General features: G+C 69.5%; 20 protein-coding genes. 10 read left to right on the forward strand and 10 right to left on the reverse strand.

Going from position 1 to position 24,171, the window contains the following annotated elements; translation table 11 throughout:
• The first annotated feature begins 59 nt into the window (after window positions 1-59).
• A complete protein-coding gene (mshC, locus tag ABZU43_RS19565) occupies window positions 60-1,298 on the forward strand; it encodes a cysteine--1-D-myo-inosityl 2-amino-2-deoxy-alpha-D-glucopyranoside ligase (RefSeq protein ID WP_355007907.1) in 1,239 nt (412 codons plus the stop codon).
• Between the two features lie 126 nt (window positions 1,299-1,424).
• Here the strand turns inward: mshC and ABZU43_RS19570 are convergent, their stop codons facing one another.
• The 3 genes from ABZU43_RS19570 to ABZU43_RS19580 all read right to left on the reverse strand — a co-directional run bounded on the left by ABZU43_RS19570 (window position 1,425) and on the right by ABZU43_RS19580 (window position 4,780).
• Window positions 1,425-2,630: an acetylhydrolase gene (locus tag ABZU43_RS19570; RefSeq protein ID WP_355007908.1), complete on the reverse strand. Its 1,206-nt coding sequence runs from the start codon at window positions 2,628-2,630 to the stop codon at window positions 1,425-1,427.
• 364 nt (window positions 2,631-2,994) lie between these two features.
• Complete coding sequence (locus tag ABZU43_RS19575) at window positions 2,995-3,786, reverse strand: GntR family transcriptional regulator (RefSeq protein WP_355007909.1); 792 nt, start codon at window positions 3,784-3,786, stop codon at window positions 2,995-2,997.
• A 124-nt stretch (window positions 3,787-3,910) separates the two neighbouring features.
• A complete protein-coding gene (locus tag ABZU43_RS19580) occupies window positions 3,911-4,780 on the reverse strand; it encodes a PAC2 family protein (protein ID WP_030332815.1) in 870 nt (289 codons plus the stop codon).
• A 261-nt stretch (window positions 4,781-5,041) separates the two neighbouring features.
• Here ABZU43_RS19580 and metH point away from each other — a divergent pair, with 261 nt between their 5' ends.
• Window positions 5,042-8,557: a methionine synthase gene (metH, locus tag ABZU43_RS19585; protein ID WP_355007910.1), complete on the forward strand. Its 3,516-nt coding sequence runs from the start codon at window positions 5,042-5,044 to the stop codon at window positions 8,555-8,557.
• A gap of 272 nt (window positions 8,558-8,829) precedes the next feature.
• Window positions 8,830-9,456: a DUF2625 family protein gene (locus ABZU43_RS19590; RefSeq protein WP_355007911.1), complete on the forward strand. Its 627-nt coding sequence runs from the start codon at window positions 8,830-8,832 to the stop codon at window positions 9,454-9,456.
• A 1,225-nt stretch (window positions 9,457-10,681) separates the two neighbouring features.
• On the opposite strand, the gene ABZU43_RS19595 is transcribed toward ABZU43_RS19590, so the two are convergent.
• On the reverse strand, window positions 10,682-11,215 hold the full coding sequence (locus ABZU43_RS19595; RefSeq protein WP_355007912.1) for an SUKH-4 family immunity protein: 534 nt from the start codon (window positions 11,213-11,215) through the stop codon (window positions 10,682-10,684).
• 200 nt (window positions 11,216-11,415) lie between these two features.
• On the opposite strand from ABZU43_RS19595, the gene ABZU43_RS19600 reads away from it, so the two are divergent.
• Window positions 11,416-11,898 carry a hypothetical protein gene (locus tag ABZU43_RS19600; RefSeq protein ID WP_355008029.1) on the forward strand — a complete coding sequence of 161 codons (483 nt, stop codon included), beginning with the start codon at window positions 11,416-11,418 and terminating at the stop codon, window positions 11,896-11,898.
• A gap of 209 nt (window positions 11,899-12,107) precedes the next feature.
• Here ABZU43_RS19600 and ABZU43_RS19605 read toward each other — a convergent pair whose 3' ends face one another.
• A complete protein-coding gene (locus tag ABZU43_RS19605) occupies window positions 12,108-12,500 on the reverse strand; it encodes a VOC family protein (protein ID WP_355007913.1) in 393 nt (130 codons plus the stop codon).
• A gap of 678 nt (window positions 12,501-13,178) precedes the next feature.
• On the opposite strand from ABZU43_RS19605, the gene ABZU43_RS19610 reads away from it, so the two are divergent.
• A complete protein-coding gene (locus ABZU43_RS19610; RefSeq protein WP_355007914.1) occupies window positions 13,179-13,931 on the forward strand; it encodes an MBL fold metallo-hydrolase in 753 nt (250 codons plus the stop codon).
• Window positions 13,932-13,936: 5 nt separating this feature from the next.
• Here the strand turns inward: ABZU43_RS19610 and ABZU43_RS19615 are convergent, their stop codons facing one another.
• A complete protein-coding gene (locus tag ABZU43_RS19615) occupies window positions 13,937-14,833 on the reverse strand; it encodes an aminoglycoside phosphotransferase family protein (protein ID WP_355007915.1) in 897 nt (298 codons plus the stop codon).
• A 130-nt stretch (window positions 14,834-14,963) separates the two neighbouring features.
• On the opposite strand from ABZU43_RS19615, the gene ABZU43_RS19620 reads away from it, so the two are divergent.
• Entirely contained in the window at window positions 14,964-15,404 is a 441-nt protein-coding gene (locus ABZU43_RS19620; protein ID WP_355007916.1) for a VOC family protein, read from the forward strand.
• Window positions 15,405-15,418: 14 nt separating this feature from the next.
• On the opposite strand, the gene ABZU43_RS19625 is transcribed toward ABZU43_RS19620, so the two are convergent.
• On the reverse strand, window positions 15,419-16,138 hold the full coding sequence (locus ABZU43_RS19625) for an SDR family oxidoreductase (protein WP_355007917.1): 720 nt from the start codon (window positions 16,136-16,138) through the stop codon (window positions 15,419-15,421).
• Between the two features lie 169 nt (window positions 16,139-16,307).
• On the opposite strand from ABZU43_RS19625, the gene ABZU43_RS19630 reads away from it, so the two are divergent.
• Entirely contained in the window at window positions 16,308-17,222 is a 915-nt protein-coding gene (locus ABZU43_RS19630; protein ID WP_355007918.1) for a LysR substrate-binding domain-containing protein, read from the forward strand.
• Here the strand turns inward: ABZU43_RS19630 and ABZU43_RS19635 are convergent.
• The gene (locus ABZU43_RS19635) at window positions 17,190-18,107 is read right to left on the reverse strand and encodes an NAD(P)-dependent oxidoreductase (protein WP_355007919.1); all 918 of its coding nucleotides are present in this window, start codon (window positions 18,105-18,107) and stop codon (window positions 17,190-17,192) included. The two genes, ABZU43_RS19630 and ABZU43_RS19635, sit on opposite strands and share 33 nt — an antisense overlap.
• A gap of 344 nt (window positions 18,108-18,451) precedes the next feature.
• Between ABZU43_RS19635 and ABZU43_RS19640 the strand changes: the two genes are divergently transcribed.
• Both ABZU43_RS19640 and ABZU43_RS19645 read left to right on the forward strand, forming a co-directional pair.
• Window positions 18,452-19,036 carry a hypothetical protein gene (locus tag ABZU43_RS19640; protein WP_355007920.1) on the forward strand — a complete coding sequence of 195 codons (585 nt, stop codon included), beginning with the start codon at window positions 18,452-18,454 and terminating at the stop codon, window positions 19,034-19,036.
• Window positions 19,037-19,065: 29 nt separating this feature from the next.
• Complete coding sequence (locus ABZU43_RS19645; RefSeq protein WP_355007921.1) at window positions 19,066-20,010, forward strand: acyltransferase domain-containing protein; 945 nt, start codon at window positions 19,066-19,068, stop codon at window positions 20,008-20,010.
• Here ABZU43_RS19645 and ABZU43_RS19650 read toward each other — a convergent pair.
• Entirely contained in the window at window positions 20,007-20,393 is a 387-nt protein-coding gene (locus ABZU43_RS19650) for a nuclear transport factor 2 family protein (RefSeq protein WP_355007922.1), read from the reverse strand. The genes ABZU43_RS19645 and ABZU43_RS19650 overlap by 4 nt on opposite strands.
• A gap of 80 nt (window positions 20,394-20,473) precedes the next feature.
• Here ABZU43_RS19650 and ABZU43_RS19655 point away from each other — a divergent pair, with 80 nt between their 5' ends.
• Window positions 20,474-21,241, forward strand: coding sequence for a helix-turn-helix transcriptional regulator (locus tag ABZU43_RS19655; RefSeq protein WP_355007923.1), 768 nt, complete (start codon window positions 20,474-20,476; stop codon window positions 21,239-21,241).
• 50 nt (window positions 21,242-21,291) lie between these two features.
• On the opposite strand, the gene ABZU43_RS19660 is transcribed toward ABZU43_RS19655, so the two are convergent.
• The gene (locus tag ABZU43_RS19660) at window positions 21,292-24,129 is read right to left on the reverse strand and encodes a PQQ-dependent sugar dehydrogenase (protein ID WP_355007924.1); all 2,838 of its coding nucleotides are present in this window, start codon (window positions 24,127-24,129) and stop codon (window positions 21,292-21,294) included.
• Window positions 24,130-24,171 lie beyond the last annotated feature (42 nt).

Raw genomic sequence — 24,171 nt, forward strand, 5'->3', positions numbered from 1 at the left:
TCATCTTGATCACCCGTGGGGCGCTCCGGCGTTGCCGGCGGGCTGGCTAGGCTGATCCCATGGAGTCTTGGGCGGGACACGAGGTGCCACGGCTGCCGGGCAGGGGCGAGCCACTGGCGTTGTACGACTCGGCGCGGCAGGGCGTCCACCCGAGCGAGCCGGCCGACGCGGGCAGCATGTACGTCTGCGGCATCACCCCGTACGACGCCACCCACCTCGGCCATGCCGCCACCATGATCACGTTCGACCTGGTGCAGCGGATGTGGCGTGACGCCGGCCGCCCGGTGCGCTACGTGCAGAACGTCACCGACATCGACGACCCGCTGCTGGAACGGGCCGCCCGCGACGGCGAGGACTGGGTGGTCCTGGCGATGCGCGAGACGGCGCTGTTCCGGGAGGACATGGAGGCGCTGCGGATCATCCCGCCGGCGCACTACGTGGGTGCCGTCGAGTCGATCCCGGACATCGCCGACAAGGTCGAGGTGCTGCTCAAGGACGGTGCCGCGTACCGGCTCGACGACGGCACGGGCGACGTCTACTTCGACATCTCCGCCACGCCCCGCTTCGGCTACGAGTCGAACCTGACCCGCGAGCAGATGCTGGAGATCTTCCCCGAGCGCGGCGGCGACCCCGACCGGGCCGGCAAGCGGGACCCACTGGACCCGCTGCTGTGGCGCGGCGCCCGCGAGGGCGAGCCGTCCTGGCCGGGCGGCGAGCTGGGCCCGGGCCGCCCCGGCTGGCACATCGAGTGCGCGGTGATCGCGCTCAACCTGCTCGGCGACCGGATCGACGTGCAGGGCGGCGGCAACGACCTGCTGTTCCCGCACCACGAGGCGTCCGCCGCGCACGCCGAGCGGCTCACCGGCCAGGCGCCGTTCGCCGAGCACTACGTCCACGCCGGCATGATCGGTCTGAACGGCGAGAAGATGTCCAAGTCCCGCGGCAACCTGGTCTTCGTGTCCCGGCTGCGCGCCGACAAGGTCGACCCGATGGCGATCCGGCTGGCGTTGATCTCCGGGCACTACCGCAGCGACCGCACCTGGACCGACGACCTGCTCACCGCCGCCCACGAGCGCCTGGACCGTTGGCGGCGGGCCGCCGCCGCGCCCGCCGGGCCGTCCGGGGCCGAGCTGCTGGCCGAGGTACGCGCACGCCTGGCCGACGACCTGGACACCCCCGGAGCGCTGGCCGCAGCCGACCGCTGGGCCGAGGCGACCCTCGCCGGCGCCACCGACGACCCGGAGGCCCCGGCTCTCTTCGCGACCACTGTCGACGCCCTCCTGGGCATCCGCCTCTAGTCCCCTCGCAAGCCGGGCCCCGCCCCGCTCGCGTCGATCATGGAGTTGTGGTGGGCGATAAGCGGTGCTGTGCCCCTTACGCGAGGCACCACAACTCCATGATCGGCAGAGGCTCTGTCGGCCGGGTCACGGAATGAACGCCACCTCGGGGAAGGACCGGCTCGGGCCGTTCAGGAGGTGGCCGCCCCGGTGCCGCAGGTGCAGGTCGAAGAACGCCAGCGGGTACGCCTGCCCGATGCGGACCGCGCGGGCGGGGTCGAGCGTGCCGACCCAACGCACGAGTTCCTCGTCGCTCATGCCGATGAGCTTCGCCAGTTGCGGCACGAGCCACTGGTTGTCGCCGTAGGACGAGTGGATCGCTTCGGCGGCCTGGACGTTGAGTCGCCATCCCCGTAGGTGCCTGAAGAACTCGGCGACGGCGGGCTCCGCGGCCCGGGTGTACTCCGCCGTCATCAGCATGAACGGCCGGTACAGGTCGGTGGTGGGCATCGGCTGCGACACCATCGGGGCGTCCAGGCTCAGCCCCGCCCGGACCCGTCGGTCGGTGCCCATGGTCAGGGCCGTCGCGGTGCCACCCTTCGACCAGCCGAACATGCCGATCCGACTCAGGTCGAGGGCGGCACCCAGCCCGGTCGGCAGTGGCGCGTGGTCGACGTCGGGGTTGCCCCCGGCGGCGAGGTCGAAGATCTGATCGAGGACGAATCGGACGTCGCTGGTGTAGGTCCACGGGGTGGAATCGACGTCTTCCTCCTGGACGGTGACCCTGCCGTCGGGGAATTCGCTGAACCCGTCGTACGTGTGGTCCACAGTGACCACCGCGTACCCGTGGCTGGCGAGTTCCTGCACCACGATGGTGGTGTCCGAACGGTGGCTGCCGGCGCCGTGTGAGTACAGCACCACCGGCAACCGCCGGCCCGGGTGCCGCACCGGGGCGCCCTCGTGCCCGGCCGTCAACGGCGCCAGCGCGGCGTGGGGGTCGAAGCCTGCGGATTCCAGCAGCACGCGCATCGAGGCGGCCGTCATCCACGGGGAGCGCGGGTAGCGCCGCTCGTTCCGGGCGGGGTACCAGACGCTGACCATCAGTTCCCGATACCGCCCCGGCCCGGCCAGCGGTTCCGGCCGCGACCGGTCGACCAGATGCAGCGGCACCACACCCACGCGGTACGGCCCGGTCGGCCGGGGGAGAGTGAGCCGGGCCGGGCCCGCATCGGCGGTTGCCGCCGTGGCGCGGCCAGCGATGCCCAGCGGTACGCCGGCCCCGACCGCCAGCGCGGCTCCAACAAGGCCACGGCGCGTGATCCCCCGTGCACCAACAGGTTTCACGGTTGGCATTGATCCTCCCCTGGGTTGCTCGACGCCGGAACCAGGCCGCCCGACCATCGATATACCCGCAGTATATATACCGAGTGTATAGATGCAACGACGGCGATGAGTTTCGACAACGGGTGAGCTCTCAGGGGTCGCCCAGGCGCGACCATCGCGCCGATCTTGCAGTTTCTGTCCCAGCAAAAAGTGCAGAACGGGCAAAAGTGCAACCGTAAGCGCAAGATCGCCGGGCCGGGCCGGCCGGGACGGGCCGGCAGGGCCGGGCCGGCAGGGCCGGGGCTGGGGCGGGCCGGCAGGGCCGGGGCTGGGGCGGGCCGGCAGGGCCGGGGCTGGGGCGGGGCCCGGGCAGGGCAGGGCGGGGCGGTGCTGGCTAGCCCAGGACCAGGCCGGGGTCGGGTTCCGGGTCGGGGGTTGGGCCGGGGATCTTGTACTCCTCGGTGAGCGTGGTCATCGGGCCGGGCCAGGTCGCCTGGGACACCTCGATCGGCTTGCGGTGCGCGTCGTACGCGACGTGCAGCAAATGCAGCACCGGGGTGTCCGGCCGGATCTGGAGGGTCTCGGCCTCCTCCCGGCTCGGCTGGCGGGCGCTGATCGTGTCGGTGGCCGAGACGTACCGCCGTCCGGTTGCTTCCTCGGCCTCCTGGTAGAGCGGCCGGCCGAACGCCTCGGTGCGCTCCAGCGAGGTTCCGGCGGTGTCGCGGGGCAGGAACCAGGAGGCGCCCACCTCGACGGGGGAGTCGTCGGTGCGGACGAGGTGCCGCCGGCAGAGCAGGTTGGTGCCGTCGGAGACGCCGAAGGCGTCGGCCACCTCGGCGGGGGCGGGGGCGTGCCCCACGGAGACGAGCTGTTGACGGTATCGGGCGGCCAGGTCGGTGTGGTAGCCGCGGAAGCCGCCGTACCGGCCTCGGGAGAGGCGGTTGAGGCGGCGGCGGGTGCCCCGGACGTACGTACCGGAGCCGGGTTTGGTGATCAGGATGCCCTCGACCCGCAGTTGGTCGACGGCGCGTTGCACGGTCTGCTTGGCGACGCCGAACATTTCGGCGATGGCCGGGATGGACGGCAGCCGCTCGCCCGGCCCCCAGTCCCCGCGCCGGACCTGGACCTTGAGCTGCGCGGCGATCTGTCGGTGCGGGAACTCGGCGGCCCCGGGATTGATCTGCACACCCGCCTCCTTGATCACATCTAGGTTCCTAGGATGCCCTAGGGGGTGTGACGGCGCCACCCCGGACACGCGAAAACGGGCCTTCGGACCACAAAAGGTCCGAAGGCCCGCAGCGAAAACGGTGCTACCAGGAGCCGGCGGTGGGGCCGGCCGAACCGCCCCGGCGGCGCAGGTACTTCTCGAACTCCTGGGCGATCTCGTCACCGGTCAACGGGGTGATCCCCTCGTCGCCGACCCGCTCTTCGAGCTCGCGGACGTACTCGCCCAGCTCGGCGTCCTGCTCGGCGGCGCTGCGTACCCGCTGCTCCCACTCGGCGGACTCCTCGGCCAGGTCGGCCATCGGCACCGGCAGGTCGACGACCTCCTCGACCCGGTGCAGCAGGGCGAGGGTGGCCTTCGGGCAGGGCGGGTTGTTGGCGTAGTGCGGCACGTGCACCCAGAACGAGACGGCGTCCACCTCGGCGCGGGTGCAGGCGTCGTGCAGCACGCCGACGATGCCGGTCGGCCCGTCGTACCGGGTGGGGGTGAGCTGGTAGCGCTCGGCGGCCTGCGCGTCGGAGGCGCTGCCGCTGATCGGTAGCGGCCGGGTGTACGGCACGTCGGCCAGCAACGCGCCGAGCAGCACCACCCGTTCCACCTCCAGGCTGTGGCAGATCTCCAGCACCTGCTCGCAGAACGTCCGCCAGCGCATGCTCGGCTCGATGCCGCGGATCAGCACCACGTCACGGTCGGTGCCCTCCGGGCTGGCCACCATGAACCGGGTCGTCGGCCACTCCACCCGCCGGGTCTCCCCGTCGGCCATGGTGATGGTGGGCCGGCTGACCTGGAAGTCGTAGAAGTCCTCCGGATCCAGCTCGGCGATCTGCCGGGCGTTCCAGACCTGCTCCAGGTGCTCGACCGCGGCGGTGGACGCGTCGGCGGCGTCATTCCAGCCCTCGAACGCGGCGATCGCCACCGGGGACCGCAGCACCGGCAGTCCGTCGAACTCGGTCACGCCGTCACCTCACCCTGCTCGTCGCGGCTGGCGCCGGGACCGCGCCCGGTCGTCATACCGTGTGGCACGGTGGCGTCCCTGTTGTCCTTCACGTCCGCCAGCCTACGTGCAGGGCGAGGGTGCGGCCCGTCGGCCGCGCCGGTCAGCCGCTCCGGCAGCAGGTCATACCCGAACGAACCAGACAGCGTGATCCCCGTGACACAATAGGGGATAGCACGTGGATGGTCGTGGAGTCCGGCGGAATCGCACTAACCTGAACGGGTGCGGACTTCATTGATGGATGTGCTGGCTGATCGCATTCTCATCGCCGACGGCGCGATGGGCACGATGCTTCAGGCCGCGGACCTCACGCTCGACGACTTCGACGGGCTCGAGGGGTGCAACGAGATCCTCAACGTCACCCGCCCGGACGTGGTGCGCGGGGTGCACGACGCCTACCTGGCCGTCGGCGCAGACTGCGTGGAGACCAACACCTTCGGGGCCAACCTCGCCAACCTCGCCGAGTACGACATCCCGCACCGCATCCGCGAGTTGTCCGAGGCGGGAGCCCGGATCGCCCGGGAGGCCGCCGACGCGGCCAGCACCCCGGAGCGGCCCCGTTTCGTGCTCGGCTCGATCGGGCCGGGCACCAAGCTGCCCACCCTCGGGCACGCCGCCTACTCGACCCTGCGCGACGCCTACCAGGAGAACGCCGCGGGTCTGATCGTCGGCGGCGCGGACGCGCTGATCATCGAGACCTGTCAGGACCTGCTCCAGGTCAAGGCGGCGGTGGTCGGGTCGAAGCGGGCGATGGCCGAGCTGGGCCAGACGGTGCCGATCATCTGCCACGTGGCGGTGGAGACCACCGGCACCATGCTGGTCGGCAGCGAGATCGGGGCGGCCCTCGCCGCGATCGAGCCGCTCGGCGTGGACCTGATCGGGCTCAACTGCTCCACCGGCCCGGCCGAGATGAGCGAGCACCTGCGCTACCTGTCGCAGCACTCCCGCATCCCGCTGTCGGTGATGCCGAACGCCGGCCTGCCGGTGCTGACCGCCGACGGGGCGTACTTCCCGCTGACTCCCGTGGAGCTGGCCGAGGCCCTGGAGCGGTTCATCAACGAGTACGGCGTGGGGCTGATCGGGGGCTGCTGCGGCACCACCCCGGAGCACATCCGGGTGCTGGCCGAGCGGCTGCACGGCGTCACCGCCCCGGCCCGGGAGCCGCGGCACGAGGCGGGCGTCTCCTCGGTCTACCACCCGGTGCCGTTCGCCCAGGACGCGTCGGTGCTGATGGTGGGGGAGCGGACCAACGCCAACGGCTCGAAGGCGTTCCGGGAGGCGATGCTCGCCGGCGACTGGCGGGCCTGTGTGGAGATCGCCCGCAGTCAGGCACGGGACGGCTCGCACCTGCTCGACCTGTGTGTGGACTACGTCGGCCGCGACGGCACGCAGGACATGCGGGAGCTGGCCGGTCGGTTCGCCACCGCGTCCACCCTGCCGATCATGTTGGACTCCACCGAGCCGAACGTCATCGAGGCCGGCTTGGAGATGCTCGGCGGCCGCTGCGTGGTCAACTCGGTGAACTTCGAGGACGGCGACGGCCCGGAGTCCCGCTACGGGCGGGTGATGCCGGTGATCCGGGAGCACGGTGCCGCAGTGGTGGTGATGTGCATCGACGAGGAAGGGCAGGCGCGCACCGCAGCGGACAAGGTCCGCATCGCCTCGCGCACCATCGACGACCTGATCGGCCGATGGGGGATGGACCTGTCCGACATCCTGATCGACACACTGACCTTCCCGATCGCCACCGGGCAGGAGGAGACCCGCCGCGACGGCATCGAGACGATCGAGGCGATCCGGGAGATCTCTCGCCGCTACCCCGGTGTCAACTTCACCCTCGGCATCTCGAACATCTCGTTCGGGCTCAACCCGGCGGCCCGGCAGGTGCTCAACTCGGTGTTCCTGCACGAGTGCGTGCAGGCCGGCCTGACCTCCGCGATCGTGCACGCCAGCAAGATCTTGCCGATGTCGAAGATCCCCGACGAGCAGCGCGAGGTCGCGCTGGACATGGTCTACGACCGACGCCGCGAGGGGTACGACCCGTTGCAGCGCTTCCTCGAACTCTTCGAGGGTGTTGACGTGACGAGCGCCCGGGCCAGCCGGGCGCAGGAGTTGGCGGCGTTGCCGCTCGACGAGCGGCTCAAGCGGCGGATCATCGACGGTGAGCGCAACGGCCTGGAGGCCGACCTGGACGAGGCGATGGCCGGCGGCCGGTCCCCACTGTCGATCATCAACGACATCCTGCTGGACGGCATGAAGGTGGTCGGTGAGCTGTTCGGCTCCGGCCAGATGCAGCTGCCGTTCGTGCTCCAGTCCGCCGAGGTGATGAAGACCGCGGTGGCCTACCTCGAACCGCACATGGAGACCATCGAGGACGGCGGCAAGGGCCGCATCGTGCTCGCCACAGTGCGCGGCGACGTGCACGACATTGGCAAGAACCTGGTCGACATCATCCTGTCCAACAACGGCTACGAGGTGGTGAACATCGGCATCAAGCAGCCGATCAGCGCCATCCTGGACGCCGCAGAGCAGCACCGCGCCGACGCGATCGGCATGTCTGGGCTGCTGGTCAAGAGCACTGTCATCATGAAGGAGAACCTGGCCGAGATGGCCACGCGCGGGGTCGCGGAACGCTGGCCGGTCCTGCTGGGTGGTGCGGCGCTGACCCGCGCGTACGTCGAGGACGACCTGCGGTCGACGTTCCCCGGGCAGGTGCACTACGCGCGGGACGCGTTCGAGGGTCTGTCCCTGATGGACCGGGTGATGACGGCCAAGCGCGGCGGCGCCCCGGTGATCGACCCGGAGCGGGAGGCGGCTCTCGCGGCCCGGCGGGCGCGCCGGGAACGGCAGCGCTCCATGGTCACCACGTCGCTGCCGGAGCTGCACGACTCCTCGGTCCGCTCCGACGTGGCCGCCGACGTGTCGGTGCCCACCCCGCCGTTCTTCGGCACCCGCGTCGTCAAGGGCGTGCCGATGGCCGACTACGCGGCGCTGCTCGACGAGCGGGCCACCTTCTCCGGGCAGTGGGGGTTGCGCGGCGCCCGGGGTGGCAGCGGACCCTCCTACGAGGAGCTGGTCGAGACCGAGGGCCGGCCGCGTCTGCGGTACTGGCTGGACCGGCTGATCGCCGACCAGGTCCTTGAGGCAGCCGTGGTGTACGGCTACTTCCCCGCGTACTCCGAGGGCAATGACCTGGTGGTGCTCGACGAGAACGGGCACGCGGAGCGCGCCCGGTTCTCCTTCCCGCGGCAGCGGCAGGAGCGGCGGCTCTGCCTGGCGGACTTCTTCAGGCCCCAGGGCGACCAGCTCGATGTGGTCGCGTTGCAACTGGTCACCGTCGGCCAGCCGGTCAGCGAGTACGCGGCGAAGCTGTTCGCCCGCAACGAGTACCGCGACTACCTGGAGGTGCACGGTCTCTCTGTGCAGCTCACCGAGGCTCTTGCCGAATACTGGCACCAGCGCATCCGCGCCGAGATGACCCTGCCCGACGGCCGCCCGCTGGGGCACGACGACCCGGCGGACCTGGCCGGCATCCTGCACAACGACTACCGGGGCTGCCGGTACGCGTTCGGCTACCCGGCCTGCCCCGACCTGGAAGACCGGGCGAAGATCATGGATCTGCTCGGCGCGGACCGGATCGGGGTCGAGCTGTCCGAGGAGTTCCAGCTCATGCCGGAGCAGGCCACCGACGCGATTGTCGTCCACCACCCGGAGGCCAACTACTTCAACGCCAAGTAGCGGGCGCAGGGGTCGCTGACCTGCGATTGCGGCATTCCCGAGGGTCGCTGAACCATGATCATGCCGTCTTCAGGCCGTCGAGGGCTTCCGGAACGTCCTCGGCGGCCTGGTCCTCACCGAGGGCCGCGTCAATGGCCTGGCGCATGCGGTCCTCGCTGTCGGCAGGAGATGCCGGCGATGTCGGGCTCCACCGATGCGTCACGCATCGCTGTCACTTGATCCGCGACATGTCCGTCTAGACGATCTTGCCTGTCTTCAGGCAAGCTACGGCCGTGGAGCAGTCAGCATGGACCGAGGTGTCTGCGGCGGTGGCGGTGGCCCCATACCCGGTTGACGTGCTTCCTGCCGATCCTGCTTCTGCGGAAGCCTGCCTGGCGACGCTGGGGATCACGACTCGTTCGTGGCTTGGTGCGATTGTCGCCAACACAGGAGGGCTGCTGGTAGACCACGGTTGGCTACGCGTCCTCGGTAGCGGTCACGATGGGCTGCCGGACGTAGCAACGGAGTCGGACCCCACTGGTCCCTGGATCGTCGTCGGTTACGACGTCATGGGCGGCCAGTTCGTGTGGGTGCCGGCACAGCCCGGCGGTACGCCGACCGTCCATTACTTCGGTCCAGATGATCTTGAGTGGCTGGACCTCGGCCAGGGGTACGCCGACTGGCTGTATGCGGTCCTCGCTGGTTCGCTGACTCAGTTCTATGACACTCTGCGGTGGCCTGGGTGGAAAGCGGACGTCGATGCGCTCGCCGCCGACCAGGGGATCAGCGCATGGCCGCCGCCGTGGTCAGAGGAGGGGAAGGATCTGTCCTCAGCCTCCCGGAAGGCGGTACCACTGCCGCAGCTGGTGTCGTACTACCAGGAGGCAGCGCGCCAGATGGCATCGGGAGAAGAGCGTTAGCGGCGCCCATCCACTTCCTGACTCGTCCTCGTCTCTCCCACCAGCCATCCGCAAATGTCACCCACCAAGTGGGCCACCGCGTAACGCATCAAGCGAAGTAGGACAACGGCCAGCCGGCGAAGTGGTCCCAACCTTCCACGTCTCCAAGGCGGCCCTGAACGGGCCGCTCACGCCGCCGCCTGGGCGCGCGCCGCCGGGGCGTTGCATGGCTGGGGTGGGGTGCCATCCCGTCCACCGTCGATCCGGGCGAAGCCGAGCCGACACCGCCCGAGGCGCCAGCGTCCGTACGAGCGTCAAGGCCCGCTTGTCAGGGCGCCCCGGGCACCGGCCAGCTCCACAGGCGTGCGCGTCGACGGCGTACGGGATGGCGCAAGCGGTCCAGGGCTACCCGCTCGAATCCAGCTCATCGGCTTCATCCCTGACGGGCAGGAAGCGTTCGGGCGCTATCTCGCCTTGCAGTAACACTTGAGCCAGGACGGCGGCGAGGCCCAGCGGACGACGCGCCCAGAACTTCCAAGCGAGGGGTCGCCGGCCTGGTGGGTGACGAACTGAGTGACAACGGCAGCGTCCGGCTGTGGACATCCACGGACTTTGGCGGACCGTTCCCGCAGCTCAGCGCTTGTATGTGAGCAGGTCGGCGCTCCCTGATCGTTCGTTCGGGACGAACGAGTCAAGTACCGGCCGGCCGTTCCAGTTGTCGACGAGCATCCCGCCACAGACGCTCGAACTCTCCGGAGGACAGGCTTTCCAAGGCAGGTTCCAAGGCGGAACCGGGTGGAGGAAACGGGCCATCCGGCACAACCCCGTACCGCCGTTCGTACTCGGTTACCGCGCCTACGGTGCCTGAGTCACGAGCGATGAGCATCTCTGCAAGCGACGCCGCCGCCAAGAAGATTCTGTCCGATCGACGTAGCTCAACGTGGCGCAGCGCCCACCGGTCAGCATCCAGCTCGTCGTAGTTCCAAGAGTCGTCATCGGACCGGTACCAACGGACGTAGGTGAGCACGCGGCCATTGTCGCGAAGCCGGTGGTGGTTGCGCGCCCGGCGGGGCTGGGGCACACAGGGGGCACAAGACAGCATTCCAGGGCCTCACCGAGCTCTCATTCGTCGGCTTCCAGCCAGGCGCAGGAGTGGCGAGGGACCAGGGCGGCAGCCCGTTCGGGAGTGCTCGCGGCGTAGCCAAAGGCGACCCCTGATGGCTGTGGAAGACGATGGCTGCATCGGTCAGTAGAGCCACCGGTCGAGCACCCCGGGCCAGAAGTGGGTTGTGTGGTCGCCGTCCCCGAACGCGGGCGGGTCAAGGTCCCTGATGCCTGCCAACAGGTCGGCGAGCTCCGCGAGCGCTTGCTCCTCGGCCCGTCCGTCCTCGTCCCAGCGATCGATGACGGTTGAGTTGGTGAGCCACGTACCAACCATGTGCAGCGAACACAGCCAGTGGACGATGGTGGAGTTGACGAATCCGGCGCTGCCGTCCGGCGACCATATCTGCACCTCGCCGGTCCCCGGCGCGGCACCGTACACCGAGAGCGGGTCGTCGGAGTTCGCCAACCGGTACATCGTCGGCTCTGCGTCGAATGACACCGCACCGACAAGGCCATCGATCAGCGGTACACCACAGGAGACCAGTGCGGCCTTCTGCTGCTCGGGAAGCCACCACTTCGCCACATCCAGCTCGGTGGCACGCACCACCCGCCCGGTACCAGCCCAGGCAGCCACCGCTTCGAACGCGGGAGGCAGCGGAAGGTCATCAACCGGCACGCCGACGAGGGTAGTCCGGCAGAACGTCTCGTCGTCGGCAACCTGTCGCCCCTAATTGACGGGCATCTGTCGTACATCACCTGGCGAGAACGTGTCGCATGTCGACCGTCGAATCACAGCCGAACTGCCGACTACGTGGTTCAACTCCTCTGCTCGACCGTCCCGGCCAGACGGTGTTCCAGCGGGTGGTAGAACGGGGCATGGAGTTCGCGCAGCTCAGCCAGGCGTTGGATGACATCTTCGATGACGCGATCGTGCATCACGGGTACACCGACTACATCCGCGATTACGAAGTCATCGCCTACGTCACCGCGGACCCGCATACCGGCATCCCACCCGTCCACCTCCGCTACCTCTTCAAGTACTGCGTTGCAGCCGAGGTGCAGACGGAGGTGACTCCCGATACCTGGCGTTGCTCGCTCGACGAGCGACTGACTGACCGGGAGATCGGCCCGGACCTGGACGGCTTCGTGTGGGCGGTGCGTTGGCAGCCGCTCTACCCAGGTGCGGAGGTGGTGGCAGACTCCGAGCGTGCCCGGTCGTGGGCTGAAAAGATCGGCATCCCCTTTCACGAGGTCCGCCTCAGAATGAACGCTCACGTCGTCACTCTCATTTTCAGTGACCTTGACGTGACGGAGGTGGGGGAGGGCTACGCGCCCTTCACAGTCACCGACGACGACTGATGCAAGGATCTTGCAACTCGCCCTGGTGACTGATCTGAGTGACGATCGGGATGGACGCCAGCGGACGAGACGCAGGTAGCCGGCAGCGGTGGAGGAGTCGTCCCAGGTGGGGACGGTCCGGCCTCCATGTCTGCGCAGCAGATGGCGTCGATGACCGCGGTTTCTTCCCGAGGAAACTCGGCGGCCAGGGCCTCACCGAGCCCGGTCGGTCAGCCGAGCTGAGTTGGTGTAGCGGTGGCCTCCCAGGTGGTCAGGCAGAACGGGTGGCCCGCCGGGTCGGCGTAGACGTAACACTGGTCGCTGTTGGGCTGGAAGTCGTACTTTGTCGCTCCGGCAGCGAGCACGCGGGCGTCGGCGGCGTCTCGGTCCACGACCATGAAGTCGAGATGCATCATGATCGACGAGGTGGGGTCGGGCCAGGTGGGTGGCGTGTATCCGGGCACAGTCTGGAAGTTGATCCGTCCGGCCGGGCTCAGCACGCATGCCCAGCCGTCCCCGGCGTGTGTCAGGGTGCCGCCGGTGATGCTGGCGTAGAAACCCGCCAAGGCGACGGCGTCCGGGCAGTCCAGGGTGACCGCGCTGAGCCTGATCTCGTCCGACATGTCTCCTCCTGTGGCCCGTGCCGGCCGTTGCTGGACGCGCCCGCACCGATACGACGACCAGCACGACGGCGCGCTCGACAAACTGGACGACGTAACCTAACGCACGGTGGTCGAGCACGCTGATCTAGCCGCGGCCCGCACTCTCGGCTGTTTTCCGTACGTCTTCAAGCTGGCCCGAGACGGGGCCGAACGCGCCGCCGCCTGAGCGCGTGGCGGACCCCTCCCTTAGGGCCAAGATCATGCCGTTGCCAGGCATGGGCTTGTCCCACTGTCGTACCGCAGGCAGGATTCAATACGTGGGAGCGATCGGTAGCCCGTGGTGGCAGACAGCCAAAACGCCCAGGCAGGGGTTCATCCTCGGGGGCGTCTGGTCTTTACTTGCTGTGGCGTACTGGGTGTTCGCCATCGGGGAGCCGATCAGTTGGTCCGCGATCATCGCCGTGCTGGCAGCACTGCTTGGCGTTGGCTACCTGGTGACAGCCGTGCTGCTGCGTCGGCGGCAGCGCTCAGGTCACCAGTTACCAAGAGCTACGCCGTAGCGGGCCGACAGCAGGTCACGGCGATGCTGGTCCGGGACCAGAGTCGCCGTTCAGCCGGTGCGGCTCCCGGAAGCTCACGGCGGGCGGCATCCCATACCAGCGGTGCCCATCCCAGCTGAGGCGATGACAAGCTGTGCGGATGCGACAGGTCACTGTGCTCGGCAGTTGCGGTGCCTTTCCCGAGCCAGGCCGTGCCTGTAGCGGCTTCGCTGTGGACTGGAACGGCTACCGCGTGGTGCTCGACCTGGGCTACGCCACACTGCCGCGGTTGCTCCGGCACTGGCCCGATGGTGCGGTGGACGCCGTCGTCATCACCCACGAGCACCCGGATCACTGCGTCGACCTGCACGGTCTGTTCAGGATGCGGTTCTACGGTCAGCCCGGCGGCCCACGGCTGCCGTTGTTCTGCCCGCCCGGTGTGCTCGACCGGCTCAGCAGCCTGGAGCCCGATGTCGACCTGCGCACGGTTTTCGACCTGCACCCACTACCCGGCAGCTACCGGGTCGGGCCGTTCGACCTGACCGGGCTGTCTCTGCCGCACTTCGTGCCCAACGCCGGCATCCGGCTTGTGGCCGACGGAATCGTGGTGGCCTACTCCGGGGACACTGGTCCGACTCCCGCGCTTGCCGAACTGGGCCGCGACGCCGACCTGTTCATTGTCGAGGCGACGGACCACGACGGCGAGAGCGGTCGTTCCCGCCGGAACCTCATGACCTCCACCGAGGCCGGGCTGTGGGCACGCCGGGCGGGTGCCCGCCGCCTGATGCTCACCCACTTCTGGCCCGGCAATGATCGCGCAGCCGCGGTGGCAGCCGCGGAGTTGGAGTTCGGGGGTGCGGTGTTGGCGGCTGAGGAGGGGCTCGCAGTGATGCTTGGGATCCCAGCCAACTGACCGCCTCAGACCTTCGTGTTCGCCACGACCCGGTCAAGGACGAGACGGCCCATCTGGTACATGACGGGGTTGGTCTCGACGTAGTACCAGATGGCACCGAGAGCCTGCTGGAAGCTCCATGCCTTGCTGCGCTCCCACTCCAGCTCGTCGCAACCCAACTTGTCCCGGAACACCGCTCGGGACGCATCGTCGAAGAAGTACCAGCCACACATGGCATCAAGGGCGGGATCGGCCGGCGCGAAGTCGCCGGTGTCGAGCACACCCACCAGCCGGCCGTCGGCCACCAGGACGTTCAGCGGCTGCAGGTCGCCATGGGACATGACGTCGGCCGACGTGCGCGGCAGTTCCCGGAAGTGACTCCACAGACGCCGAAGCGTCGGGACGTCGAGCAGACCCTCGCTCTTTCCGAAACATTCCTCGACCCACTCGTCGTGGTCGGGTAGGTCGCCACCACGGTTGTCGCCCTGAAACCGGCGGCCCTGGGTGTCGGTGGCCCGAAGCGCGCTGATCAGGTGGGCCAGGTCACGGGCGAGTTCCACGGACCCGTCGATGTCAACGGGGGCGATGCTTCCCGGTACCCACGACTGCACCGACCACGGCAGGGGGTAGTCCTTCCCGGGCTGGCCGATCGCGATCGGCCGGGGAGCCGGGAACGGGCTGCGTTCGGCGAAGCGTCGGGAGGCCTCGGCCTCCCGCTCGAGGAGCTCGGCGGCCACGGCGACATCGCGTGGCCGCAGCAGGAACCGGGCCGCCACATCGTCGCCGATGCGGAAGATGGCGTTCACGGTGCCGTTCGACGCGACGCGCCGGACCGGCGCCGTCTCCCACCGAGGGAACTGATCCGCGATCAGCTCGCGGACGACGTCATCGGTGATGGCTAACTCGTCGTCGTGCATGGCCATGCGGAAGATCTCCGATTCTGGTCGGCGGGACGGCACACAGTTGGTCAGCCTGGATGTCGAGAACGCTGACGTGGCTCCGTCTCAGGGAGGATGCGGCAACGGCGACCGCACCAGACCAGGGAGATTCAGCATGGCGATCCAGCGGATGGACAACGTCCTCATCGTTGTCGAGGACCTCGACGCCGTCATCGGGTTTTTCGTCGAGCTCGGCATGGAGGTGGAGGGTCGGGGGCCGGCCGAGGGGCGCTGGGTGGAGCGTGTGATCGGGATCGACGACGTCCGGCAGGAGGTCGCGATGCTGCGGACCCCGGACGGCCACGGCAAGGTCGAGTTGGCGATGTTCCACCGACCGGCGGCGATCAGGGCGGAGCCGAGGAACGCGCCGGCGAACACGCTCGGCATTCGACGCATCATGTTCGCCGTCGACGACATCGACGACGTGATCGCGCGGCTGCGCGGCCACGGCGCCGAACTCGTCGGGGAGGTGGAGCGGTACGAGGACATCTTCCGGCTCTGCTACGTCCGGGGCCCCGAAGGCATCATCGTCGGCCTGGCCGAACAGCTCCGCTGACGGGTGCGGCGGGCTCAGGAAACCAGGGTGCCGCCGTCCACGGTCACCACCGTGCCGGTGGCGTAGGTCGCCCGCAGGAGGTAGACGAACGCCTCCGCGACCTCCTCGGGTTCGCCCACCCGGCCGAGCGGAAGCGCTTCGCTGAGCTGCGCGTACATCTGCTCCCGGGTTTCGGTGGGCAGGGAGTCCCAGAGCGGTGAGCGGATCACCCCGGCGGAGACGGCGTTGACCCGGATCGGGGCGAGTTCGACGGCGAGCGCGCGGACCAACGCGTCGATCGCCCCGGTGATGCTGGCCGCGACGGACCAGCCGGCGCTGGGTCGGTGGTTGGCGGTGCCGGTGGTGAGGGTGATCGACCCGCCGGGGCGCAGGTACGGCAGTGCCGCGTTGACTGCCGACAGGGAGCCGAAGTAGCGCAGGTCGAAGGCGGCCCGGGCAGCAGTGAGGTCGAGGGCGTCGACTGACATCAGCGCGAGAGGTTCGCCGGCGGTGTAGACGAGGTGGTCGAACGAGCCGAGATCGTGGAACAGCCGGGACACGGCGTCCGGGTCGGTGAGGTTGGCGACGTACCCCTGGGTGGTGGTCGGCAGGGTTGTCAGGGCGCGGTCCACGCTGCGCTGGTTGCTGGAGGCGACCACGACCTGGGCGCCCTCGCGGGCGGCGCGGGCGGCGGTGGCGAGGCCGATCCCCGAGGTTCCGCCAAGTACGACGACGCGCTGGTCGATGAGGGTCATGATCGTGTCCTTCCGGATCGTGTGGTGGAGACGGTTACCACCGTGCGCCGCCGGGCACGCTCGCGTCCAAGACCTCTTTCACCTCCTGTAATGCCCGTTGGATATCACTCCATTCATACCCGGCGGGTATCTTGGATACCGCCCGCAGCGGCAACCGGACGGGGGCAGGGTGGACGTCGATCTGCGCAAGCTCCGCTACTTCGTGGCGGTCGCGGAGGAGCTGCACTTCGGTCGGGCCGCCGCCCGGCTGCACATCGCCCAGCCGGTCCTGTCGCGTCAGATCCGGGCCTTCGAGCACGAACTACGCGCCACGCTCTTCGTTCGGGACCGCCGCTCCACGGTGCTGACCGACGCCGGCCGACAGTTGCTGACCGACGCCCGTCCGCTGCTCGCCTCGGCCGACGCCCTGCGGCGGCGGGTGCAGCGGGCCGCACACGGCCGGCCGACGTTCACCATCGCGTTCATGCCCGGCCTGCTCGTCACCGCCGAGGCCCGCGCCATCGGCCAGCGGCACCCCGACCTGGCCGTCAACGTCGTCCGTACGTCCTGGGACGACCAGGCCGACATCGTCCGCGAGGGGCGCGCGGACGTCGGCTACGTTCGGCTCCCGGTCGACCAGCGTGGGCTGTGCCTGCGGCCACTGTTCACCGAACCCCGGGTCGTCGTCCTACCCACCGATCACCGGCTGGCCGGCAAGGAGTCGGTCGACCTCGCCGAGCTGATCGAGGAACGGCTGTTGCAGGACCCGGACGCGGTGCCGGAGTGGCGGGACCTGCCGAACCGTCCCACCGACCCCGATCCCCGACCTCGGCCCGAGCTGAACTCCGTCGAGGAGAAGCTGGAACACGTCGCCGCGTACGCCGGGATGGTGATCCTGCCGCTGTCGACGGCGACGTTCTACACGAGACCGGACGTCAGCCACGTGCCCGTCGCCGACCTCGGCCCCAACCAGGTGTGTCTGGCCTGGGCCGAGGACAACCGGTCTCCGCTGGTGCAGGAGTTCGTCGAGATCGCGGCCCAGCAGGCCGGTCACGGTCGACCCCGCGAGGGGTCAGGTGGCGCGGATCGGGAAGGTCTCACGTAGGGCCGGATCCAGCGGCCGGCCGGTGGTCGGTTCGATGAACAGGTCGGCCAGCAGCAGGTCGGGGAGGTGGCTGGGGTTGATGCCCGACTCCTTGCGGCCGAGGGCCTGCGCCGCGCCGCCGAGTCGCAGCGCGGCCCGCGCCGCGCCGGCCGGCAGACGACCGACCCGGCGGGGTCGGCCCACCGCCGCGGCGATGCGGGCGATCATGTCGTGCCAGGTGAGGTTCTCGTCGGCGACCGGGAGGTCCGCGCCGCTGGCCTGCTCCAGGGCGTCGACCGCGACGTCGGCCACGCTGCGCGCGGAGGCCGCGGCGCTGCCGCCGGTCGGGGCGACCAGCGGGGTACGCGAGCGGGCCCACCGGTCCAGCGGACCGGCCCAGTTGGGCAGCCGGTCGCCGGCCCGACCGAAGACGAAGGGCAGTTCGAGTACGGCGACCGGCAGGCCCTCGCCGGCCGCCGCCCGCCCTTCCCGGGCCTGCTCCAGGCGGCAGCGGATGTACGTGTGCCGTTCGGCGAGGCGCCACTGGGGGTGCAGCCGGTCGAAGTAGGTGTAGTAGGAGCCCATCACCACGCCCCGGGTGAGACCTTCCAGGCGGGCGGCGGTGAACAGGCGTACCACCGGGTCGACGTTGTCTCGACGGAACTCGGGATAGATCGGCTTGGGTAGCGGCCGTTGCTCGTCGGTGCGGGTGGCGTAGACGACGCCGTCGTGACCGGCGAGCAACTGCCGCAGTTCGTCGACCGGGGCGGACCCGACGTCGAGCAGGTGGTCGATGCCCGGCTGGGCGGTACGCGCCACTGTGGTAGCGGCGTGACCACGCTCCCGCAGCACGTCCACGACGTGCGCGCCGATCAGGCCACTGCCACCCACCACAAGAATTCGCACTGTGGCATCGTCCACTCTGGAACCGGTGTCCTGTCAACCCGAGAGTGTCACCGAGGTGAACTCCTTGGCCGACCAGGCCGTGCAGTGGCTCGCCCTCGGTAGCCTGCGGCTGCACGACGGTGACGGCGGCGAGCAGCGTGACACCGGCCGAGCCGAATCCGAGCGTGCTTCGCACGGGACCTCCTCGGTGGGCGGCGCGGCCGATGCGTTCCGGCGTCCTGGAACAGACGCTAGGCTCGGATGGAGGGTCCACAGTAGGCATGTTGCACACGGTCAGTGACGGTTGCCTGACTGGGTGATGCGCCACCGTGTGTCCGAGAATTTCTCACAAACGGGGGTTGAGGATGCCGGATCCGCGCGCCTTCTGGCTGGACGAGCAGTTCGACCGTGAGCACGGCACCGACGGGCGTGGCCGGTACGAGGCCGAGGTGTTTCGCCGGATCGACGAGTTCGCCGACACCTGGGGTGACTTCGCGCCCGTGGCGTTCGCGGTGACCGCCTGGCGGCTGGCCACCGAGCTGTCGCCGGGTTTCGTGCGCTGGCACCGGCGGATCATCTCGGCGACCTGCGCGCGTAGCCCGTGGGACGGCAGCCTGGTCTGCGCGGTGACAGTGGCCTCCCGCTGGCCGGCCGAGCTGACCTGGACCAAGCAGTGGCAGCGCGACCGTGGTTGGCAGGACTGGCCCCGGCTGTTCGGCCAGTTCACCACACCAACCGAGCAGGACCAGACGCGCCGCCCGCATCTGCGCGCGCTGCTCCAGGTGGAGGCGCCGGTCCCGCTCGACGACCTGCCGCCGACGCCCGACGGCCCGGACGACGAGGTTGCCGCGGCGGCGCGCCGGGCCGTGGCGGTGCTGGCCCGGGAACTCAACGACCTCCTCGCGCCGATGATCGGGCAGCTCGACGCCGGAGTTCCGGCGGGCTCCTGAAACGCTCGCCCACCGGTAGGGTCGTCGGCGTGAATCTGGACGACATCGCCGGCCGGCTCGGAGTGCCCGTCGAGGACGTCGACCGCGTGCACCGGCTCGCCGGTGACGGTCCGTCAGCTCCGTTGCCGGCCAAGGCCGACGCACCAGCGATCCTCGACCGGCTCACCGTGCCTCCGGAGGACGCCGCCGAGATCCTGGCGGGCTGGCCCGACCCCGGCTCCGCCCTGTGGACTCCGGAGCTGCGCTGGCTGCTCGACCGCTCGATCGCCCTGGTCCGCGCCGACCTCTCGGGCTACGACTGGCTCCCGCCCGGTCCGGAGCTGCCCCGGGAGCGCGGGCCTGCCTGGCGCCACCTCTACGTGTACGCGTACCTGGCCCTTGTCGACGTGGTCCGCGGGTACCACAGCGACCACGGCATCCCCGACGCCGTGACCTGGGTGACCCTGGCTGACCTGGGCCGCAACCTCGCCATCGACCGGCGGATGCGCGGCGAGGGCTGGCCGATCATGCAGAGCTGGCTGACGCTGCACTCGCGCGGCAGCGTCTACGAGCTGGGCCGGCTACAGCACCAGCGCGGTGACGGCGCGATCGGGCTGCACGTCCCCGATTCGGGGCCGTTGACCCCGGAGGCGGTGGCGTCGTCCCTCGATGAGGCCCGCGCGTTCTTTCCCCGGCACTTCCCCGACGAGCGCTACACCGCGTTCTCCTGCGCCTCGTGGCTGCTCGACCCACAGCTGCGGGAGTACCTCCCCGAGGACTCCAACATCGTGCGGTTCCAGCGCCGGTTCGAGGTGGAGCCCTACGACGAGGCCGCGGGGCCGGACGCCGACATCGAGGTCCTGCGGTTCGGGTTCCGAACCCTGACCACGCCGCTCGACGAACTGCCGCGCCGCACGGTGCTCCAGCGCGCGATCATCGACCACCTGCGGGCCGGCGGCCACTGGCACTGGCGCCACGGCCGCTTTCCGATCTAGGCATCCGCGTCCCACCACGCGTCGTTGGCGGCGGCCTTGGCCGCCGGTTCGATGACTTCCCACACCTGCGCGATCAATCCGTCGGCTATCCGCAGGACGTCGACCACCACGATCTCCGGCCCTCCGTCGGGGAGTCGGCGTCGCGAGTGCACCACGACGTGGTCACCGTCGGCCAGCAGGTGCAGGATGTCGACCCGCATGCCGGTGGTCGGGCCGAGCGCGGCGCTGACCGCGGCGAGCCACTGTGCCCTGGTCGAGGTCGTCGAATCCGAGCGGTGATGGGTGAAGTCCTCGCTCAGGTACGAGGCGAGCGTGTCGACGTCGCCGGTGTCGACAAGCCCCGCCAACGCACGTCCGACGATGCTCTTGTTCTCGGTGGTCATGGGCGCAAGTGTTTCCCCGGCCCGGACGGTTGTCGATGACATCGCACTTCATGGCGTCCCGAGCGAGGATGAGTAGGGTCATGATCGTGTATGCGGTCGGGGAACTCCTGCGGCAGTGGCGCAAGCGCCGAGGGCTCAGCCAACTCGACCTGGCGATCGCCGCCGACGTCTCGGCTCGGCACGTTAGCCTGGTCGAGACCGGCAAGTCCACGCCGAGCGCCGACATGATCCTCCGGCTGGCCGAGCAGCTCCACGTTCCGCTGCGTGACCGCAACCACCTGTTGCTCGCCGCCGGCTTCGCGCCCCGGTACGCGCAGCGCCCGCTCGACGACGCCGCCCTGTCGGGTGCCCTCGGCGCGGTCCGCAGGGTGCTCCGGGCGCACGAACCGTATCCGGCGCTCGTCTTCGACCGTCGGTGGAACATCCTGCTGACCAACCGTGCGGTCGACCCGTTCTTCGCGTACGTGGCCCCCGACCTGTTGCGGCCACCGGTGAACCTGGTCCGGCTCGGCCTGGACCCGCGCGGGCTCGCCTCGCTGGTCGTCAACCTGGCGGACGTGCGGGCGGTGTTCCGCAGCCGGATCTCACGCCAGCTCGCCGCAGCTCCGGACGCGGCGCTCGCCGCGCTCTACGAGGAACTGCTCAGCCCCCAGCCCGAGGAGCCGACGAGCCACCGCCTCGACGCCGACGTGGTGCTCCCGATGATCCTCCGGGTCGGTGACCGAGAGCTGCGGCTCTTCTCGACCATCACCACGTTCGGCACCCCGACGGACATCACGATCGAGGAGATCGCTGTCGAATCCTACTACCCCGCGGACGCGGAGAGCGCCGCCTACTTCACACGGTAGGGCCCGGCCTGGTCGGTTACCAGGCCGGGCCCTACCGTGCACATTCCCGGTCAGCCGGTGGTCAGGATGAACCTCTCCCAGGCCCCGACCGACGTGCGGTTGGCGATCAGGGATCCGGCCCCGGCGTTCTCGGCGCACACGATCTGGTTGTTGACCGTGGCGCGCAGGCTCACCGTCCCATCAGAGTTGCTGATGAGCTGGAACGTCTCCCACGACCCGATCGCCGTGGCGCTGGCGACCAACGGGTTGGCACCCGCGTTCGCGGCCGAGACGTAGAGCCCGTTGGCGCGCGACCGCAGCGCGATGTTGCCGTTGCCGGCGTCCACCCGGTCGAACTGTTCGGTCGTGCCACCGACGCTGGCCTTGTTGGCGATCAACGCGGTGGTGCCGACCGCCGACACGTACTGGTTGTTGACCTGCGCCCGCAGCGTGCTCACCGGCGTGGTGCTACCGGTGCCGGTCGCGAAGGTGAACGCGTCGACGTCGAACAGGTAGCCGGACCCACCCTTGAACACCAGGTACAGCGTCGTCGACGCGGTGGGCGGGTTGCTGATCGTGGCGGACGCGTCGACGAACGTCTCCCAGTTGCCGGTCACCGGCACCGTGACGGTGCCCAGCAGGGAGCCGGTGGCCGACCCGGCCCGGACCTCGATGGTGCCGCCCGCGCCGGCCGACGACGCCCGCACGGTGATGCGGTTGGCGTTGGCCAGGTTGTACGGCTGGTACGAGATCCAGTCGTTGTTCTCGATGAACCCGGCGGTGCGGCCACCCTCGGCGCTGGTGTGGTCGGTGGCCTGGACGCCGGACTGAGCGCCGAAGTGCTCACCCTGGCGGTGCTTGGGTTGCAGCGTCTTGATGCTGTGCGTGGTCAGCCCGCCGTTGTCGGTGTAGGCGGCGTCGAAGACCCCGTAGATGTTCGCCGCCGAGTCGTGCTCGCCGTCGGTCGGTAGGGTGATCGAGCCACTGCACCCGTTCTTCGAGGTGATCTGGTGGGCGTGGCTGTCGTGGCCCAGCGCGTACGTCAGGCTCACCTTGGAGCAGTCGATCGTGCCGTCCTGCGGGTCGCTCACCGAGATCTGGTACGACACCGTGTCACCGAAGTTGAACAGTTGCCCGTCGGCGGGCGAGGTGAGCGTCACCGTCGGGGCCGTGTTGCCCACGGTGATGACCAGGCTCGCCGTGCCGGTCAGGCCATTCGGGTCGGTGACCCTCAACGTGGGGGAGTACGTGCCGTTCGTGGTGTACGTCTTGGTCGGGTTCGCCGCCGTCGACGTGGTGCCGTCACCGAACGTCCACAGGTAGCTCAGCGCCCCACCCTCGGGGTCCGAGCTGCCGGCCGACGAGAAGTTGACCGTCAACGGGTTGGCCCCGGACGTCGGGTTCGCCGAGGCGACCGCGATCGGATTGCGGTTGCCGCCGCCGATGTACTCGATCCGGAACAGCGCCTGGTTGTTCGACCCGGTGCCGTAGTCCAGCACGTACAACGCGCCGTCCGGGCCGAAGGCCATGTCCATGACCTGGGTGCCGGACCACGGGAAGTTGGAGATCTCCCCGCGGGAGCCGTCGGAGTTGACAGCGATGGCCTTGATCCAACGGCGACCGTACTCGCCGGCGAAGAACTGACCGTTGAGCGACTGCGGGAACTTGATGCTGGAGTTGAGCGACGCGTCGTACCGGTAGACCGGCCCGCCCATCGGCGACTCCGAGCCGCTGCCGAACTCCGACGGAGAACCGGAGTCGCCGGCGTACTTGATCCACGCTGCCCTCGCCGCCGGCAGCGTGCCGAGCCCGGTGTTGCGGAACGAGTTGTTGGTCGGCCCGCCCGAGCAGTTGTACTTGGACTGCGACGGCCCCGACGGGAAGGTGTATTCGTTGTACGTTTCCGAGCTCGTGTTGGCGCCGGTGCAGTACGGCCAACCGTAGTTGCCGGCCGACGCGATGCGGTTGAACTCGACCTGACCCTGCGGACCCCGGCTGGAGTTCGTGCTGCCCGCGTCCGGGCCGTAGTCGCCGAGGTACACGACTCCGGTGGCCTTGTCGACGCTCATCCGGAACGGGTTGCGCAGACCCATCGCGTAGATCTCCGGCCGGGTGTTGGCCGTGCCGGGGGCGAACAGGTTGCCCGACGGGATGGTGTACGTGCCGTCGGACTGCGGCTTGATCCTCAGCAGCTTGCCCCGCAGGTCGTTCGTGTTGCCCGCCGTGCGCTGGGCGTCGAACTGCGGGTTGCGGTTGGTCCGCTCGTCAAGCGGCGCGTAGCCGGACGACTCGAACGGGTTGGTGTCGTCGCCGGTGGTCAGGTACAGGTTGCCGGCGGCGTCGAAGTCCAGGTCGCCGCCGACGTGGCAGCACTGCCCACGGTCGTTGGCGACCTGGAGCACGATCTTCTCACTGCCCAGGTTGAGCGTGTCGTCGCTGTTGAGGGTGAACCGCGACAGCCGCAGGTGCCCCTTCCACCGGTCCCAGTCCGACTGCGAGCCGGTGGTCGGCGCGTCCCCGGACGGGGTGCTCAGCGTGGGGGAGTAGTACAGGTAGATCCACCGGTTGGTGGCGAAGCCGGGGTCCACTGCGACGCCCTGCAACCCCTCCTCGTCGTGGGTGTAGACCGACAGGGTGCCGGAGGTCTTGGTGTTGCCGGCCACGTCGGTCACCCGCAGGACGCCGTTGCGGGCGGTGTGCAGCACCGAGCGGTTGGGCAGGACGGCCAGGGACATGGCCTCACCCAGCTCGGCCGAGCCGGTGGCGAGTTTGACCTGTTGATAGTCGCTGGCGGGAATCACCACGGCCTGGGCGGCGGTGGGGGCTGCGGCCACGGCCAGGGCCACGCTCGCGACGGTGGTGACCGCCGCGACCAGGGCCCGGGACCAGCGCCGGGGGTAGGAGAGCATGATCGTCCTTTCTCGACGACCGGGGGTGCGGGCGCGTGGGGG

The sequence above is a fragment of the Micromonospora sp. NPDC005205 genome, assembly GCF_040608275.1.
Taxonomy (GTDB): domain Bacteria; phylum Actinomycetota; class Actinomycetes; order Mycobacteriales; family Micromonosporaceae; genus Micromonospora.